Annotated in this window: 10 protein-coding genes; 3 read left to right on the top strand and 7 right to left on the bottom strand. The window is 60.6% G+C overall.

Annotation, left to right across the window (positions count from 1 at the left end):
* Positions 1 to 88 precede the first annotated feature (88 nt).
* From topA to AC07OJ_RS09530, 5 genes are all read right to left on the bottom strand, one after another.
* Entirely contained in the window at positions 89 to 2,710 is a 2,622-nt protein-coding gene (gene topA / locus AC07OJ_RS09550; RefSeq protein WP_065902010.1) for a type I DNA topoisomerase, read from the bottom strand.
* A 114-nt stretch (positions 2,711 to 2,824) separates the two neighbouring features.
* Positions 2,825 to 3,061: a DUF1653 domain-containing protein gene (locus tag AC07OJ_RS09545; RefSeq protein WP_495094442.1), complete on the bottom strand. Its 237-nt coding sequence runs from the start codon at positions 3,059 to 3,061 to the stop codon at positions 2,825 to 2,827.
* A gap of 97 nt (positions 3,062 to 3,158) precedes the next feature.
* Positions 3,159 to 4,334 (bottom strand): acetyl-CoA C-acyltransferase FadA, encoded by a 1,176-nt coding sequence (fadA, locus tag AC07OJ_RS09540; RefSeq protein WP_065902012.1) that lies wholly within the window; start codon positions 4,332 to 4,334, stop codon positions 3,159 to 3,161.
* 29 nt (positions 4,335 to 4,363) lie between these two features.
* On the bottom strand, positions 4,364 to 6,511 hold the full coding sequence (gene fadB / locus AC07OJ_RS09535; RefSeq protein WP_065902014.1) for a fatty acid oxidation complex subunit alpha FadB: 2,148 nt from the start codon (positions 6,509 to 6,511) through the stop codon (positions 4,364 to 4,366).
* A 530-nt stretch (positions 6,512 to 7,041) separates the two neighbouring features.
* Positions 7,042 to 7,479 carry a hypothetical protein gene (locus AC07OJ_RS09530; RefSeq protein ID WP_065902016.1) on the bottom strand — a complete coding sequence of 146 codons (438 nt, stop codon included), beginning with the start codon at positions 7,477 to 7,479 and terminating at the stop codon, positions 7,042 to 7,044.
* A gap of 105 nt (positions 7,480 to 7,584) precedes the next feature.
* Between AC07OJ_RS09530 and AC07OJ_RS09525 the strand changes: the two genes are divergently transcribed.
* Complete coding sequence (locus tag AC07OJ_RS09525; protein WP_065902018.1) at positions 7,585 to 8,025, top strand: universal stress protein; 441 nt, start codon at positions 7,585 to 7,587, stop codon at positions 8,023 to 8,025.
* 183 nt (positions 8,026 to 8,208) lie between these two features.
* On the opposite strand, the gene AC07OJ_RS09520 is transcribed toward AC07OJ_RS09525, so the two are convergent.
* Positions 8,209 to 10,131, bottom strand: a complete 1,923-nt coding sequence (locus AC07OJ_RS09520; protein ID WP_065902020.1) for an ATP-binding cassette domain-containing protein — start codon at positions 10,129 to 10,131, stop codon at positions 8,209 to 8,211.
* 213 nt (positions 10,132 to 10,344) lie between these two features.
* On the opposite strand from AC07OJ_RS09520, the gene AC07OJ_RS09515 reads away from it, so the two are divergent.
* Positions 10,345 to 12,273: a transglycosylase SLT domain-containing protein gene (locus tag AC07OJ_RS09515; RefSeq protein WP_106804818.1), complete on the top strand. Its 1,929-nt coding sequence runs from the start codon at positions 10,345 to 10,347 to the stop codon at positions 12,271 to 12,273.
* A 407-nt stretch (positions 12,274 to 12,680) separates the two neighbouring features.
* On the opposite strand, the gene AC07OJ_RS09510 is transcribed toward AC07OJ_RS09515, so the two are convergent.
* Complete coding sequence (locus AC07OJ_RS09510; protein WP_495094441.1) at positions 12,681 to 14,468, bottom strand: ABC transporter transmembrane domain-containing protein; 1,788 nt, start codon at positions 14,466 to 14,468, stop codon at positions 12,681 to 12,683.
* Between the two features lie 246 nt (positions 14,469 to 14,714).
* On the opposite strand from AC07OJ_RS09510, the gene AC07OJ_RS09505 reads away from it, so the two are divergent.
* A complete protein-coding gene (locus AC07OJ_RS09505) occupies positions 14,715 to 14,888 on the top strand; it encodes a PA1571 family protein (protein WP_162946068.1) in 174 nt (57 codons plus the stop codon).
* Positions 14,889 to 14,899 lie beyond the last annotated feature (11 nt).

Below are 14,899 nucleotides of genomic sequence, written 5' to 3'. Positions count from 1 at the left end.
CATAACCACAAAAGCAAATGCCCCGACAAGTCGGGGCATTTGCTTTCAGCCTGTTTCAGGCGACTTTCGTATTACTCGACCACGTCGATCAAGCGCCCTGGCGCTTGTCCTCGACCTTCCACTTACCGCCGTCGTAGAACGCTTTCCAGCCGGTAGGCTTGCCGTCCACTTCGGACTGCACGTACTGCTCCTTGGTCTTGCGGCTGTAGCGGATCACGGCCGGACGACCGTCGGGATCCTTCTTCGGCGCTTCACACAGGAAGTGGTACTTAGGATCGATCTCATCCTTGTGCGGCACGATCTCCAGCACCAGCGGCGCTCGGGTCTCGCGGTTCTTCGGGAACTGGCTGGCGGCCAGGAACAGCCCCGAAGCGCCGTCACGCAGGATATAGGTGTCGTTGACCTTCTCGCACTTGAGTTCAGGCATCTTCACCGGGTCCATTTTCGGCGGCGCCGCGTCACCGCTTTTCAGCAGTTTGCGGGTGTTCTTGCACGTCGGGTTGGTGCAACCAAAGAACTTGCCGAAGCGGCCAGTCTTGAGCTGCATCTCGCTGCCGCACTTGTCGCACTCCAGGCTTGGGCCTTCGTAGCCCTTAATGCGGTAGCTGCCTTCCTCGATCTCGTAGCCGTCGCAATCCGGGTTGTTACCGCAGATGTGCAACTTGTGCTTCTCGTCGAGCAGGTAGGCATCCATCGCCGTGCTGCAGATCGGGCAGCGGTGCTTGCCACGCAGTACCAGCGACTCGGATTCACCCTCGTCGTCGGCGGCGATTTCATCACCCGGCACAAGATTGACGGTAGCCTTGCAGCGCTCTTTCGGCGGCAGGCTGTAGCCCGAGCAACCGAGGAATACGCCGGTAGACGCGGTACGAATCTGCATCGGGCGGCCGCACGTCAGGCACGGGATGTCGGTCATCACCGGCTGGTTGGCACGCATGCCGTTCTCGGGGCTTTCGGCCACTTCGAGTTTTTTCTTGAAGTCACCGTAGAACTCGTCGAGCACGTTCTTCCAGTCGCGCTCGCCCTGGGCCACGTCATCGAGGTTCTCTTCCATGCCGGCGGTGAAGCCGTAGTCCATCAGGTTGGAGAAGCTCTCGGACAAGCGCTCGGTGACGATATCGCCCATCTTTTCCGAATAGAAACGACGGTTGTGCAGCGCGACGTAGCCACGGTCCTGGATGGTGGAAATGATCGCGGCGTAGGTCGACGGACGACCGATACCGCGTTTCTCCATCTCTTTTACCAGGCTGGCTTCCGAATAACGCGCCGGCGGCTTGGTGAAGTGCTGGGACGGGTCGAGCTTGATCAGCTTCAACGTGTCGCCCTGGGCCATGTCCGGCAACACATCGTCGTCGCCCGGCTTGGCGATCTGCGGCATGACGCGGGTGTAACCATCAAACTTGAGGATACGGCCCTTGGCACGCAGCTCGAAGTCACCAGCACCCACGCTGACGGTGGTGGACAGGTATTGCGCCGGCAGCATCTGGCAAGCCAGGAACTGGCGCCAGATCAGCTCGTAGAGACGCTCTGCATCGCGTTCCATGCCGCTCAGCTTGCTCGGCTCGGTGTTCGCGTCGGAAGGACGAATCGCTTCGTGAGCCTCCTGGGCGCCCTCTTTGCTGCTGTAGACGTTCGGCTTCTCCGGCAGGTACTTCTTGCCGAATTCGCTTTCAATATACGTACGCGCCATCGCCACCGCGTCAACCGACAGGTTGGTGGAGTCGGTACGCATATAGGTGATGTAGCCGGCTTCGTACAGACGCTGGGCCATCATCATGGTTTTCTTCACGCCGAAGCCCAGGCGGTTACTCGCCGCCTGTTGCAGGGTGGAGGTGATGAACGGCGCCGACGGCTTGCTGCTGGTCGGTTTGTCTTCGCGCTTGACGATGCTGTAGCTGGAGGCCTTGAGCTTCTCCAGCGCGGCCATGGCCTGGGCTTCGTTCAGCGGCTTGAAGGCCTCGCCTTTCTCACGGGCCACTTCAAAGCGCACATTGGCGCCCTTGGCAGTCCCCAGGTCGGCGTGGACTTCCCAGTATTCTTCGGGGTTGAACGCACGGATCTCGCGCTCACGCTCCACCACCAGCTTTACCGCGACCGATTGCACACGGCCGGCGGACAGGCCACGGGCAATCTTGGCCCACAGCAGCGGCGAAACCATGTAACCGACGACGCGGTCGAGGAAACGCCGGGCCTGCTGGGCGTTGACGCGGTCGATATCCAGCTCGCCCGGCTTGGAGAAGGCTTCCTGGATGGCTTTCTTGGTGATTTCGTTGAACACCACGCGCTTGTAGCGGCTGTCGTCACCGCCGATGGCTTCCCGCAGGTGCCAGGCAATGGCTTCCCCTTCGCGGTCCAAGTCCGTCGCGAGATAGATGGTGTCAGCATCCTTGGCGAGCCGGCGCAGCTCTTCGATGACCTTTTCCTTGCCTGGAAGGATTTCGTACTTGGCCTTCCAGCCATGTTCCGGGTCCACACCCATGCGCGAGACCAGCTGCTTGCGCGCTTTCTCTTTAGGGCTGAGCACCGGACCTTCGCCCGCAGCTGCCTTGCCGCGCTTGGCGGCTGGCTCCTTGCTGGCGCTAGCCGAACCGCTGGTGGGCAGGTCTCGGATATGGCCGATACTCGACTTCACCACGTACTCGTTGCCCAAGTACTTGTTGATGGTCTTGGCCTTAGCCGGGGATTCCACAATGACCAGCGATTTGCCCATGGATCGGAAAATTCCTGAATTCGAGAAGTGAAAGGCAGTTGGCGCCTGTCGCGGCAACGCTATATATAGTGGCAACAAGGTGAGGTCAAGCGCAGCATTCTGCGCGGCCTGCCGTTATTGCCCTGAAAAAAGACTGGGTTCGGCCTGGACCAAAGCAAAGCGCGGGACCTGCTCGCCGTCAACTTCGACGGTCTCCAGGAACATGCTCAAAGGACGTACCCAAAAGCCGCAATCGCCATACAGTGCTTGGTAAAACACCACTTCCTCTTCGGTCTCGGAGTGCCGTGCCACGTTGAATACGCGGTACTGCGGCCCCTTGTAATGTTGGTAGAGCCCTGGTTCGACTTTCATGCTCTGGCCCTCTTACAAAATTTGTTGAAAAAAAATATTAAAAATTCCAAAAAACAAAAACCGGGGCACTGGGCCCCGGCTTCCGTCATCCCAACGCTTAGAGGCGTTCGAAGACGGTGGAGATGCCTTGGCCGAGGCCAATGCACATGGTAGCAACCCCAAGGTTGCCGCCATTTTGCTTCATCACGTTAAGCAGAGTGCCGGAAATACGCGCACCGGAGCAACCAAATGGGTGGCCCAGGGCAATCGCACCGCCGTGCAGGTTAACCTTCTCGTTCATCTTGTCGAGTACTTTCAGATCTTTCAGCACTGGCAGGGCCTGTGCGGCGAAAGCTTCGTTGAGCTCGAAGAAGTCGATATCGGAGATGGTCAGGCCTGCGCGCTTCAAGGCTTTTTGTGTGGCCGGTACTGGACCATAGCCCATGATTGCCGGGTCCACACCTGCGACTGCCATCGAACGAATCACCGCCATCGGCTGGATACCCAGGTCCTGGGCCCGCTGCGCCGACATCACGATCATGCACGAAGCACCGTCCGTGATCTGCGACGAAGTACCGGCTGTCACGGTGCCACCCTTTGGATTGAAGGCCGGCTTGAGGGCCGCCAGGCTTTCCAGGGTGGTATCCGGACGAATGGTTTCGTCGTAGTCGAACAGTTTCAGGAAACCGTTCTCGTCATAGCCGTTCATCGGGATGATCTCATCCTTGAACTTGCCTTCCACGGTCGCCTTGTGGGCGAGCTGGTGGGAACGCAGGCCGAAGGCGTCCTGGGCTTCACGGGTAATGCCGTGCATCTTGCCGAGCATTTCCGCGGTCAGGCCCATCATGCCCGAGGCTTTTGCCGCGTACAGCGACATGTGCGGGTTAGGATCGACGCCGTGCATCATGCTGACGTGGCCCATGTGCTCCACGCCACCGACCACGAACACATCACCGTTGCCGGTCATGATCGCCTGGGCGGCGGTGTGCAGCGCGCTCATCGACGAGCCGCACAGGCGGCTGACGGTCTGGCCAGCGGCCGTGTGCGGGATCTGGGTCATCAACGACGCCATGCGCGCGATGTTCCAGCCCTGCTCCAGGGTCTGGTTGACGCAGCCCCAGATCACGTCCTCGACTTCGTTCGGGTCGACCTTGACGTTACGCTCCAGCAGTTTGCTGATCAGGTGCGCCGACATGTCTTCGGCGCGGGTGTTGCGGTGCATGCCGCCCTTGGAGCGGCCCATCGGAGTACGACCGAAGTCGACAATCACGACGTCTCTTGGATTCAAGCTCATAAATATTCTCGCTCAAGTGTATGGGACGCTTAACCGAAGAAGCTCTGGCCGTTCTTGGCCATTTCACGCAGCTTCGCGGTCGGGTGGTACAGCGGGCCCAAATCAGCGTATTTGTCAGCCAGGGCAACGAACTCGGCCACACCGATCGAGTCGATGTAACGCAGCGCACCGCCACGGAATGGAGGGAAACCAATACCGTACACCAGGCCCATATCGGCTTCGGCGGCGGTCTCGACGATGCCGTCTTCCAGGCAACGCACGGTCTCCAGGCACAGGGCGATCATCATCCAGTTGATGATGTCCTCATCGGACACCTCACGCTGTTCGTAGATGACCGGCGCGAGTACTTCGTGCACCGACGGGTCGGCCACTTTCTTCTGCTTGCCCTTCTTGTCAGCCTCGTAGGCGTAGAAGCCCTTGCCGTTCTTCTGGCCCAGGCGCTTGGCTTCGTAGAGCGCGTCGATCGCCGAACGACGGTCGTCTTTCATGCGGTCCGGGAAGCCCTCGGCCATTACGTCGCGACCGTGGTGGCCGGTGTCGATGCCGACCACGTCCATCAGGTACGCCGGGCCCATCGGCCAGCCGAATTTTTCCATGACCTTGTCGATGCGCACGAAGTCCACACCGGCACTCACCAACTTGGCGAAACCGCCGAAGTACGGGAACAGTACACGGTTGACCAGGAAGCCCGGGCAGTCGTTGACGACGATCGGGTTCTTGCCCATTTTCTTGGCGTAAGCCACGGTGGTGGCGATTGCCAGCTCACTGGACTTCTCGCCACGGATCACTTCCACCAGCGGCATCATGTGCACCGGGTTGAAGAAGTGCATGCCGACGAAGTTTTCCGGACGCTTGAGGGCCTTGGCCAGCAGCGAGATGGAAATGGTCGAGGTGTTAGACGCCAGGATGGTGTCGTCTTTGACCTGGGCTTCCACTTCTGCCAGTACGGCTTGCTTGACCTTCGGGTTCTCGACAACGGCTTCGACCACCAGGTCGACGTGGCCGAAATCGCCGTAGGACAGCGTAGGACGAATGCCGTTAAGCACTTCAGCCATTTTCGCGGCGGTCATGCGGCCTTTGTCCACGCGGCCGACCAGCAGCTTGGCGGCTTCTGCCAGGCCTTGCTCGATACCGTGCTCGTTGATGTCCTTCATCAGGATCGGCGTGCCTTTGGACGCCGACTGATAAGCGATACCGCCACCCATGATACCGGCGCCGAGTACGGCAGCCTGTTTCACGTCCTTGGCGATTTCATCGTACGCCTTGGCCTTTTTCTTCAGCTCCTGATCGTTCAGGAACAGGCCGATCAGGCTCTGGGCTGCCGAGGTCTTCGCCAGTTTGACGAAACCTGCCGCTTCCACTTCCAGGGCTTTGTCGCGACCGAAGTTCGCGGCCTTCTGGATGGTCTTGATCGCTTCAACCGGCGCCGGGTAGTTCGGGCCGGCCTGGCCAGCCACGAAACCCTTGGCGGTTTCGAACGACATCATTTGCTCGATGGCGTTGAGCTTGAGTTTTTCCAGCTTCGGCTGACGCTTGGCCTTGTAGTCAAATTCGCCACTGATGGCGCCCTTGATCAGGTTCAGCGCGGCTTCGGCCAGTTTGTCGGGGGCGACTACAGCGTCGACAGCACCGACTTTCAGCGCGTCTTCGGCTTTGTTTTCCTTACCGGCGGCGATCCACTCGATCGCGTTGTCGGCACCGATCAGGCGCGGCAGGCGCACGGTGCCGCCAAAGCCCGGGTAGATGCCCAGCTTGACTTCAGGCAGGCCGATCTTGGCGGTAGCCGACATGACACGGAAGTCTGCCGCGAGGCACATTTCCAGGCCGCCGCCCAGCGCGATGCCGTTGATGGCAGCCACGGTCGGCACGTTGAGGTCTTCGAAATCGCTGAAAATCTTGTTGGCTTCGAGGTTGCCAGCCACCAGCTCGGCATCGGGCAGCTTGAAGTTGTCGACGAATTCGGTGATGTCAGCGCCGACGATAAACACGTCCTTGCCGCTGGAGACGATCACGCCCTTGACCGAAGCATCTGCTTTGATGGTGTCTACGGCCTGACGCAATTCATTCAGGGTTAGACGGTTGAACTTGTTGACGGACTCACCCTTGAGGTCGAATTTCAATTCGACGATGCCACTTTCAAGAGCCTTAACCGTGATGGCTTTACCTTCGTAAATCATCAACTGATCTCCACGATATGGAAGCTGAACAGTACACACTGGACGCTGGCCTCTGGTTGGACACTGACTGTTGCGTCAATGCTCATGCCAATCCGCCAGGCACACCCGCCAATGCGATAGTCGGGATTCTGTATGAGCGGTCTGACAGACAAACGCTCAATTCATACGCCCGTTTGATTTGGGTACGCCACCTTCATCCAATTCCGGGCAATTGTCAATCGCTCGAAAGGCTAGGAAAAACGCGACTTTCCGGTCATTTCAGAACCCCGACCTTAAGCCGGTGACTCGTCAATATTCAAATATTCACAAGATCAATAATAGAAAAGATGTGGGAAAAGGCTGTACAGAACGGGATATGCCGCTAGGCTTGCGACAACCGTAACGCGACTGGATGAACATCCGTCGCGGGAACCACAGATTTACCGGCCTGCCTGGCCAACTCCAGCCCGATGATGATGTCGGGCTTTTTATTGCCTGCTTTTTCTCCCGAATACGACGACCGTAGAAGCCCAGGGCCGGGAGGATAGGTGTCAGGCCAGCGCCTTGAGCAACGCATCAATGTCTTTCAACACACTCGGCTCGCCCTTCTCGCCCCAGTACAAGGCGATCATTTGCTTGTCGGCTTCGACTTTGTAGACGTTGGCCGGCAGCGTCGCAAAATACGGCAACAACTTTTCATCGACGCACACCTCACGCCACTGGTTGACCCACACGCCCGGCTCCAACTGCCAGTAACTCCAGATCGTTGGCGTACTGCTGCGCCGTGGCCGGCAGTACTGCGCACACGGGCTCGGCGGCTCCTGCTTGAGCCAGTGCGGCCACTCCTGGGGCGCCAATTGCATGGCCAGGCCGATGCGGCGCGCCTCCATGCGCAGGGCCATGCGCCCGCTCTGATGGCGCGACGGCCGCAGCCATGCCAGGGGGCTCAGAACCACCACAAGGATTGACACCACTATCCAGACCGTCATATGTGTACTCCCGAATTTCTAGATGAGCGGATTTGACCTGACGCAACCCCATCCGCTTGAAAGCAGCCATACTGAATCTATTGCAGTCCCCTGGAGGAACGCCCCATGTCCTACGAACATATTCTGGTCGCTGTCGACCTGACCGAAGAGTGCGATCCAGTGATCAAGCGCGCCCGCGCCTTCGCGGTCGCCAGCAACGCCAAACTCTCCCTGGTGCACATCGTCGAGCCGATGGCCATGGCCTTTGGCGGTGACGTGCCCATGGACCTTTCCCAACTGCAGCAACAGCAGTTTGACCAGGCCAAGGAGCGCCTGGACCGCTTGATCCTCAAATACCCGGAAGTGACCAAGGAAAACTCCCACCTCACTTACGGCCAACCGCGCCAGGAAATCCACCACCTCGCCAAGGAACAGGGCTGCGACCTGATCGTGGTCGGCAGCCATGGCCGCCACGGCTTGGCGTTGCTGCTCGGTTCGACCGCCAACGACGTGCTGCACGGCGCGCCGTGTGATGTGCTGGCGGTGAAGCTGGTCAAAGCCTCGTAATCCTAACGAAGATCAAATGTGGGAGCGGGCTTGCTCGCGAAAGCTTTTTGTCAGTTGATGCATCTGGTAACTGACACACCGCTTTCGCGAGCAAGCCCGCTCCCACATTTGGATCGCATTTCATATAAAAAACCCGGCGCTCATAGGAATGAACGCCGGGCTTTTTTAGTGCAGCTAGATCACTCAGGCATCCAGCTCGGCCCAACGCTCAACCAGCGCTTCCAGCTCCTGGTTCAACGTTTCCAGGGAAGCGATGACCTTGGCGGTTTCCGCCGCCGGACGCAGGTAGAAGCCCGCGTCAGCCATTTCCGCTTCTACGGCGGCAATCTGCTGCTCCTTCGCATCGATGTCACCCGGCAAGGCTTCCAGCTCGCGCTGCAGCTTGTAGCTGAGTTTCTTCTTGGCCGCCGGCGCAGCGGTTTCCTGCACGGGTGCCGCAGCGGCCACTGGCGCGACCACAGCGGAGGTCAAGTCGGCCTTGCCGGACTTGCTCTCGGTCACGCCCAGCAGGCGCGGCGAGCCGCCCTGGCGCAGCCAGTCCTGATAACCACCGACGTATTCACGCACTTTGCCTTCGCCTTCGAAGACCAAGGTGCTGGTGACCACGTTGTCGAGGAATGCCCGGTCGTGGCTGACCATCAGCACAGTGCCGTTGAAGGTCAGCAGCACTTCTTCCAACAGCTCGAGGGTTTCCACGTCGAGGTCGTTGGTCGGTTCATCGAGTACCAGCAGGTTGGCTGGCTTGCTGAACAGCTTGGCCAGCAGCAGGCGTGCGCGCTCACCACCGGACAAGGCTTTCACCGGTGTGCGGGCACGTTGCGGACTGAACAGGAAGTCGCCCAGGTAGCTCAGCACGTGGCGGCTCTGGCCGTCGATGTCGATAAAGTCGCGACCTTCGGCGACGTTGTCGATCACGGTTTTTTCCAGGTCCAACTGGTGACGCAACTGGTCGAAGTACGCCACGTCGATGCGCGTGCCCTCTTCCACGGTGCCGCTGGTCGGTTGCAGGCCGCTGAGCATCAGCTTGAGCAAGGTGGTCTTGCCGGTACCGTTGGCGCCCAACAGGCCGATGCGGTCGCCGCGCTGCAGGACCATCGAGAAGTCCTTGATCAGGAACGGACCGTCCGGGTGATGGAAGCTGACGTTCTCCAGCACCATCACCTGCTTGCCGGATTTATCGGCGGTATCCAGCTGGATATTGGCCTTGCCGGTGCGCTCGCGACGCTCGCTGCGCTCAACGCGCAGGGCCTTGAGGGCACGTACGCGGCCTTCGTTACGGGTGCGGCGGGCCTTGATGCCCTGGCGAATCCAGACTTCTTCCTGGGCCAGCTTCTTGTCGAACAAGGCGTTGGCGGTTTCTTCGGCGGCCAGGGCGGCCTCCTTGTGCACCAGGAAGCTGGCGTAGTCGCCGTTCCAGTCGATCAGGCCACCACGGTCCAGCTCAAGAATGCGGGTCGCCAGGTTCTGCAGGAAGGAGCGGTCGTGCGTGATGAACAACACGGCGCCCTGGAAATCCTTGAGGGCTTCTTCCAGCCAGGCAATCGCGCCGATGTCCAAGTGGTTGGTTGGCTCGTCAAGCAGCAGCAAGTCCGGCTCGGAGACCAGGGCCTGGGCCAGCAGCACGCGGCGACGCCAGCCGCCGGACAACTCGGCAAGGGTCTTGTCGGCCGGCAGTTGCAGGCGGCTCAGGGTGCTGTCGACCAGTTGCTGCAAGCGCCAGCCGTCACGGGCTTCGAGGTCTTGCTGGACATGCATCAGCTTGTCCAGGTCTGCCTCGGTGACGCAGTTCTGCGCCAGGTGATGGTACTCGGCGAGCAACGCGCCCACGCCGTCCAGGCCTTCGGCAACCACGTCGAAGACTGTCCGTCCGTCGGCCACCGGCAATTCCTGCGGCAATTCGCCGATCTTGAGGCCCGGGGCGCGCCAGACAGAGCCGTCGTCGGGCTTCTGGTCGCCTTTGACCAGCTTCATCATGCTGGACTTGCCGGTGCCATTGCGGCCGATGATGCACACCCGCTCACCACGGGCGATCTGCCAGGACACCTTGTCCAACAACGGCATAGCGCCGAAAGCAAGGGACACATCGCTGAATTTGAGCAGGGTCATACGCTTCTCCAAAAACTGGGCGCGCATTCTACCTGACTTGAGGAGGGGATGCGGCCAGCATTTTCCCAGCTGACACGTTCAGCAGGACATTTGCCGCGAACTTGAACGAACCGGCCGGCAAAGCTTTCGTAGGCGTCGGGCAAAAGGCTAAGCTAGGGGCAATCAGTGTCGGCGGTGCCGGTGCTAGTCGTGATTTCTCTGCACGGACGTCTCATGCGCAGTCGCCTTTTCAATTTCTTGTCTTGTCTGCTTCTTTCCGCCACCGCCGTTCAATCTGCCCAGGCCGTGGACCTCACCACCCAACGTCAATATTACGATGAAGCCAAACGTGCGCTGGCCAAGGGCGATACCGGCCCGTACATGCAATACAGCCAGGCGCTGGCCGATTATCCGCTGACGCCCTACCTTGCCTACGACGAACTGACCGCACGCCTGAAAAGCGCCAGCAACGAGGAAATCGAACAATTCCTCGCCAAGAACGGCGACCTGCCCCAGGCCAACTGGATGAAGCTGCGCTGGTTGCGCTGGCTCGCCGACCGTGGCGACTGGCAGACCTTTGAAAAGTACTACGACCCCAAGCTCAATTTCGTCGAGCTGGACTGCCTCCACGGCCAGTACCAGCTCACCCACAACCTGAAGGCCGAAGGGTACAAGACCACCGAAAAACTCTGGATGACCGGCAAATCCCAACCGGCCGCCTGCGACGCCACCTTCGGCCAATGGGCCGCCGATGGCCAGCTCACCGAACAGAAGATCTGGGACCGCGCCAAGCTGGCCGCCGAGGCCCGCAACTACGCGCTGGCCAACAGCCTGGTGAAAACCCTGCCGACCCTCGGCGCCCAGGGCCGCCTGATGGTGGACGTGGCGCAAAAGCCCGACATGCTCAGCGATCCGTCGCGTTTCCTGCCGGCCAACGAGGCCATGTCTGACGCGGTCGGGCTGGGTCTTCGCCGCCTGGCGCGCCAGGATCCCGACAAGGCCATGGCCTTGCTCGACGGTTATGCCAGCAGCATGCACTTCTCCCGTGACGAAAAAGTGGCAATCGCCCGTGAGATCGGCCTGACCCTGGCCAAGCGTTTCGACCCACGCGCCCTTGAAGTGATGACCAAGTACGACCCGGAGCTGCGCGACAACACTGTGTCGGAATGGCGTCTGCGCCTGCTGTTGCGCCTGGCCCGCTGGGAAGATGCCTACCAGCTGACCCGTAAACTCCCACAAGACCTGGCCACCACCAACCGCTGGCGCTACTGGCAGGCACGTAGCCTGGAACTGGCCGAGCCGAAAAACCCGCAAGCCCTGGTGCTGTACAAGAACCTCGCGCAGGAACGCGACTTCTATGGCTTCCTCGCCGCGGATCGCTCCAAGGCCCCGTATCAGTTGAAGAACAAGCCACTGCTGATGAGCCAGGCGCTGGTCAACAAAGTGCGCAACACCCCAGGCGTGCGCCGTGCGCTGGAATTCTACGCACGTGGCCAGGTGGTCGACGGGCGCCGCGAGTGGTACCACGTCAGCCGTCACTTCAACCGCGACGAAATGGTCGCCCAGGCCAAGCTGGCCTATGACATGAAGTGGTACTTCCCGGCGATTCGCACCATCAGCCAGGCGCAGTACTGGGACGACCTGGACATCCGCTTCCCGATGGCCCACCGCGACACCCTGGTGCGCGAAGCCAAGGTCCGCGGCCTGCATTCCAGCTGGGTGTTTGCCATTACTCGCCAGGAAAGCGCATTCATGGATGACGCGCGCTCCGGCGTCGGCGCCAGCGGCCTGATGCAACTGATGCCCGGCACCGCCAAGGACACCGCGCGCAAGTTCAGCATCCCGCTGGCCTCACCGGCCCAGGTACTGGACCCGGACAAGAACATCCAGCTCGGCGCCGCGTACCTGAGCCAGGTACACAGCCAATTCAACGGCAACCGCGTGCTCGCCTCCGCCGCCTACAACGCCGGCCCCGGCCGCGTGCGCCAATGGCTGCGGGGTGCCGACCACCTGAGCTTCGACGTGTGGGTGGAAAGCATTCCATTCGACGAAACCCGCCAGTACGTGCAGAACGTGCTGTCTTATTCGGTGATCTACGGGCAAAAGCTCAACTCGCCACAGCCGCTGGTGGATTGGCATGAGCGGTATTTCGATGATCAGTGATTCACACTGAAGAAAGCCCCGCGATCAGCCGGACTATGGCCAGCCGGCTTGTTCGTGGTGAGCTGGCTTATTGTGGATTGAGTGGGCTTGTTGTGGATTCAGCGTACTTGTTGTGGACTCAGTGGGCTTTTTGTGGCGAGCGGGCTTGCCCCGCGTTGGAGCGCGAAGCGCTCCCATCCAAGCCACCCTCACTCCCACTGGAAGACCGAGCCAGTAGGTTTTAGGGCTGCTACGCAGCCCAACGCGGGACAAGCCCGCTCACCACAAACAAGCCTGCTGCTGCCCTCACTCCAACTGGAAAACCTAGGCAGCAGGTTTTAGGGCTGCTACGCAGCCCAACGCGGGGCAAGCCCGCTCACCACAAACAAGCCCGCTCACCACATACAAGCCTGCTCGCTTGCCCCCAGCTAGCCTTCGTTTTTCGCAACCTCTATCCCATCATTGAACTGCAACGCCGCCAACCGCGCATACAGCGGATTGTTCGCAATCAGCTGCTGATTCGTGCCCACCGCCACCAGCTTGCCCTGGTCCATCACGGCAATGCGGTCCGCATGTTTCACCGTCGCCAGGCGGTGGGCGATCACCAGCGTGGTGCGCCCCTGCATCAGTTGCGGCAAGGCCTGCTGGATCAGGTGTTCACTTTGCGCATCGAGGGCGCTGGTGGCCTCGTCGAGCAGCAGGATCGGGGCGTCCACCAGCAACGCACGGGCGATGGCCAAGCGTTGGCGCTGGCCGCCGGAGAGGCCCATGCCGCCGTCGCCCAGGTGAGTCTGGTAGCCATCGGGCATTTGCAGGATGAAGTCGTGGGCGTGGGCGATGCGCGCGGCAGCTTCAACCTGCTCGCGCGTGGCGGTCGGGTTGCCGTAGCGGATGTTTTCTTCGACGCTGCCGAAAAACAGCGCCGGGCTCTGCGAGACCAGCGCGAAATGCCGGCGCAGGTCCAGGGGGTCGAGTTCGGTCAGTGGATGGCCGTCGAGCAGGATGCGGCCATGCTGGGGATCGTAGAAACGCAGCAACAGGTCGAAAATCGTCGACTTGCCCGCGCCGGAAGGCCCCACCAACGCCAGGGTTTCACCGGGGTTGATAGTCAGACTCAGCCCATCGATCGCGTAACTGTCCGGCCGTGACGGGTAGGAAAAACGCAGGTCCTGCAGCTCCATCCGGCCACTGACGCGTTCGGGCAACTGCACGCTGCCGCTGGCCGGCGCCTGGATTTCGTTGCTTGACTGCAACAACTCGCCAATCCGCTCGGCGGCACCCGCCGCACGTTGCAGTTCACCGAGCACTTCGCTGAGGGTGCCGACGGCGCTGCCGACGATCAGGCTGTAGAACACAAATGCCGCCAGTTCGCCGCCGGAAATGCGCCCGCTGATCACGTCCATGCCGCCGACCCAGAGCATCACGCCCACGGCCCCGAGCACCAGCATGATCACCAACGTGATCAACCAGGCGCGCTGGGTGATGCGTTTGCGCGCGGTGGCAAACGCCTCCTCCACCGTGACGGCAAAGCGCTGCTCATCCTGGACCTGGTGGTTATAGGCTTGCACCGTCTTGATCTGGCCGAGAGTCTCGGACACATAGCTGCCCACATCGGCGATACGGTCCTGGCTCAGGCGCGACAAGCTGCGCACACGGCGGCCAAAGATCAGGATCGGCGCCAGCACCAGCGGCAGCGCGATCACCACGATGCTGGTGAGCTTGGGGTTGGTGACAAACAGCAGCACGATGCCGCCAATGACCATCAAGGCATTGCGCAGGAACAGCGACAGCGACGAGCCGATCACCGATTGCAGCAAGGTGGTGTCGGTGGTCAGGCGCGACTGGATCTCCGAACTGCGGTTGTTCTCGTAGAACCCGGGATGCAGGTAGATCAAATGGTTGAACACCTGGCGACGAATGTCAGCCACTACCCGCTCGCCGATCCACGACACCAGGTAAAACCGCGCAAAGGTGCCCACCGCCAGGCCCACTACCAGCACCATGAACAGGCCGATGGATTGGTTGAGCAGGTGCGGCGACTGGGTCATGAAGCCCTGGTCCACCAGCAGGCGAATGCCCTGCCCCATCGACAAGGTGATGCCGGCGGTAACGATCAGCGCCAACAGGGCACCGAGGGCCTGCCAGCGGTACGGCGCGATGAAGCGGCTGGCCAGGCGAATTGCACGGCGTTGACGGACTGAGAACATGGAGGGCATCACCTGATCGGAAAGGGTTGGTACCTGCGTCCTTACATGGGGGGAACTTGCGCGAATAACAATGAGTCAGGTTAATTATGCCCGCCGATGCTGGCCCCTAGAGGCTATCGGTCTAACGCCCGGCTGGAAATCCACAGTGGTTTCTGGTGGACTGGGTGTTCGAACCGCTGACTGTGCAAGGAGTTGTAACAGCTTGGTCACGCGGGGGGTTCAGAGTAGGTACACAACCTGATGAGGAGACAGGCCATGACCTTGCAAAACAGCAGCGACGCCAAAATTGAAGTGATCCGCCAACCGCAACAGTTGCCTTGCTCGTACATCGACGCCACGGGCCGCGAAGTGCAGATTACCGAAGAGATGATCCAGCAAGCCTGCAGCGAGCTGGAACAACGACTGGTCAAGCCTGCCCAGCAAGGCTGAAGCGCCCACGC

The sequence above is a fragment of the Pseudomonas sp. GW821-FHT09C08 genome (genome assembly GCF_059418125.1).
The sequence above is the reverse complement of the archived record's forward strand: the minus strand, read 5'-3'. Positions and strand labels throughout refer to the sequence as shown.

Excerpts from the sequence above, each read along its gene's own strand:
- topA (WP_065902010.1), bottom strand. The coding sequence starts at position 2,710 with ATGGGCAAATCGCTGGTCATTGTGGAATCCCCGGCTAAGGCCAAGACC.
- AC07OJ_RS09520 (WP_065902020.1), bottom strand. The coding sequence starts at position 10,131 with ATGACCCTGCTCAAATTCAGCGATGTGTCCCTTGCTTTCGGCGCTATG.
- AC07OJ_RS09525 (WP_065902018.1), top strand. The coding sequence starts at position 7,585 with ATGTCCTACGAACATATTCTGGTCGCTGTCGACCTGACCGAAGAGTGC.
- AC07OJ_RS09515 (WP_106804818.1), top strand. The coding sequence starts at position 10,345 with ATGCGCAGTCGCCTTTTCAATTTCTTGTCTTGTCTGCTTCTTTCCGCC.
- AC07OJ_RS09510 (WP_495094441.1), bottom strand. The coding sequence starts at position 14,468 with ATGCCCTCCATGTTCTCAGTCCGTCAACGCCGTGCAATTCGCCTGGCC.
- fadB (WP_065902014.1), bottom strand. The coding sequence starts at position 6,511 with ATGATTTACGAAGGTAAAGCCATCACGGTTAAGGCTCTTGAAAGTGGC.
- AC07OJ_RS09545 (WP_495094442.1), bottom strand. The coding sequence starts at position 3,061 with ATGAAAGTCGAACCAGGGCTCTACCAACATTACAAGGGGCCGCAGTAC.
- AC07OJ_RS09530 (WP_065902016.1), bottom strand. The coding sequence starts at position 7,479 with ATGACGGTCTGGATAGTGGTGTCAATCCTTGTGGTGGTTCTGAGCCCC.
- fadA (WP_065902012.1), bottom strand. The coding sequence starts at position 4,334 with ATGAGCTTGAATCCAAGAGACGTCGTGATTGTCGACTTCGGTCGTACT.
- AC07OJ_RS09505 (WP_162946068.1), top strand. The coding sequence starts at position 14,715 with ATGACCTTGCAAAACAGCAGCGACGCCAAAATTGAAGTGATCCGCCAA.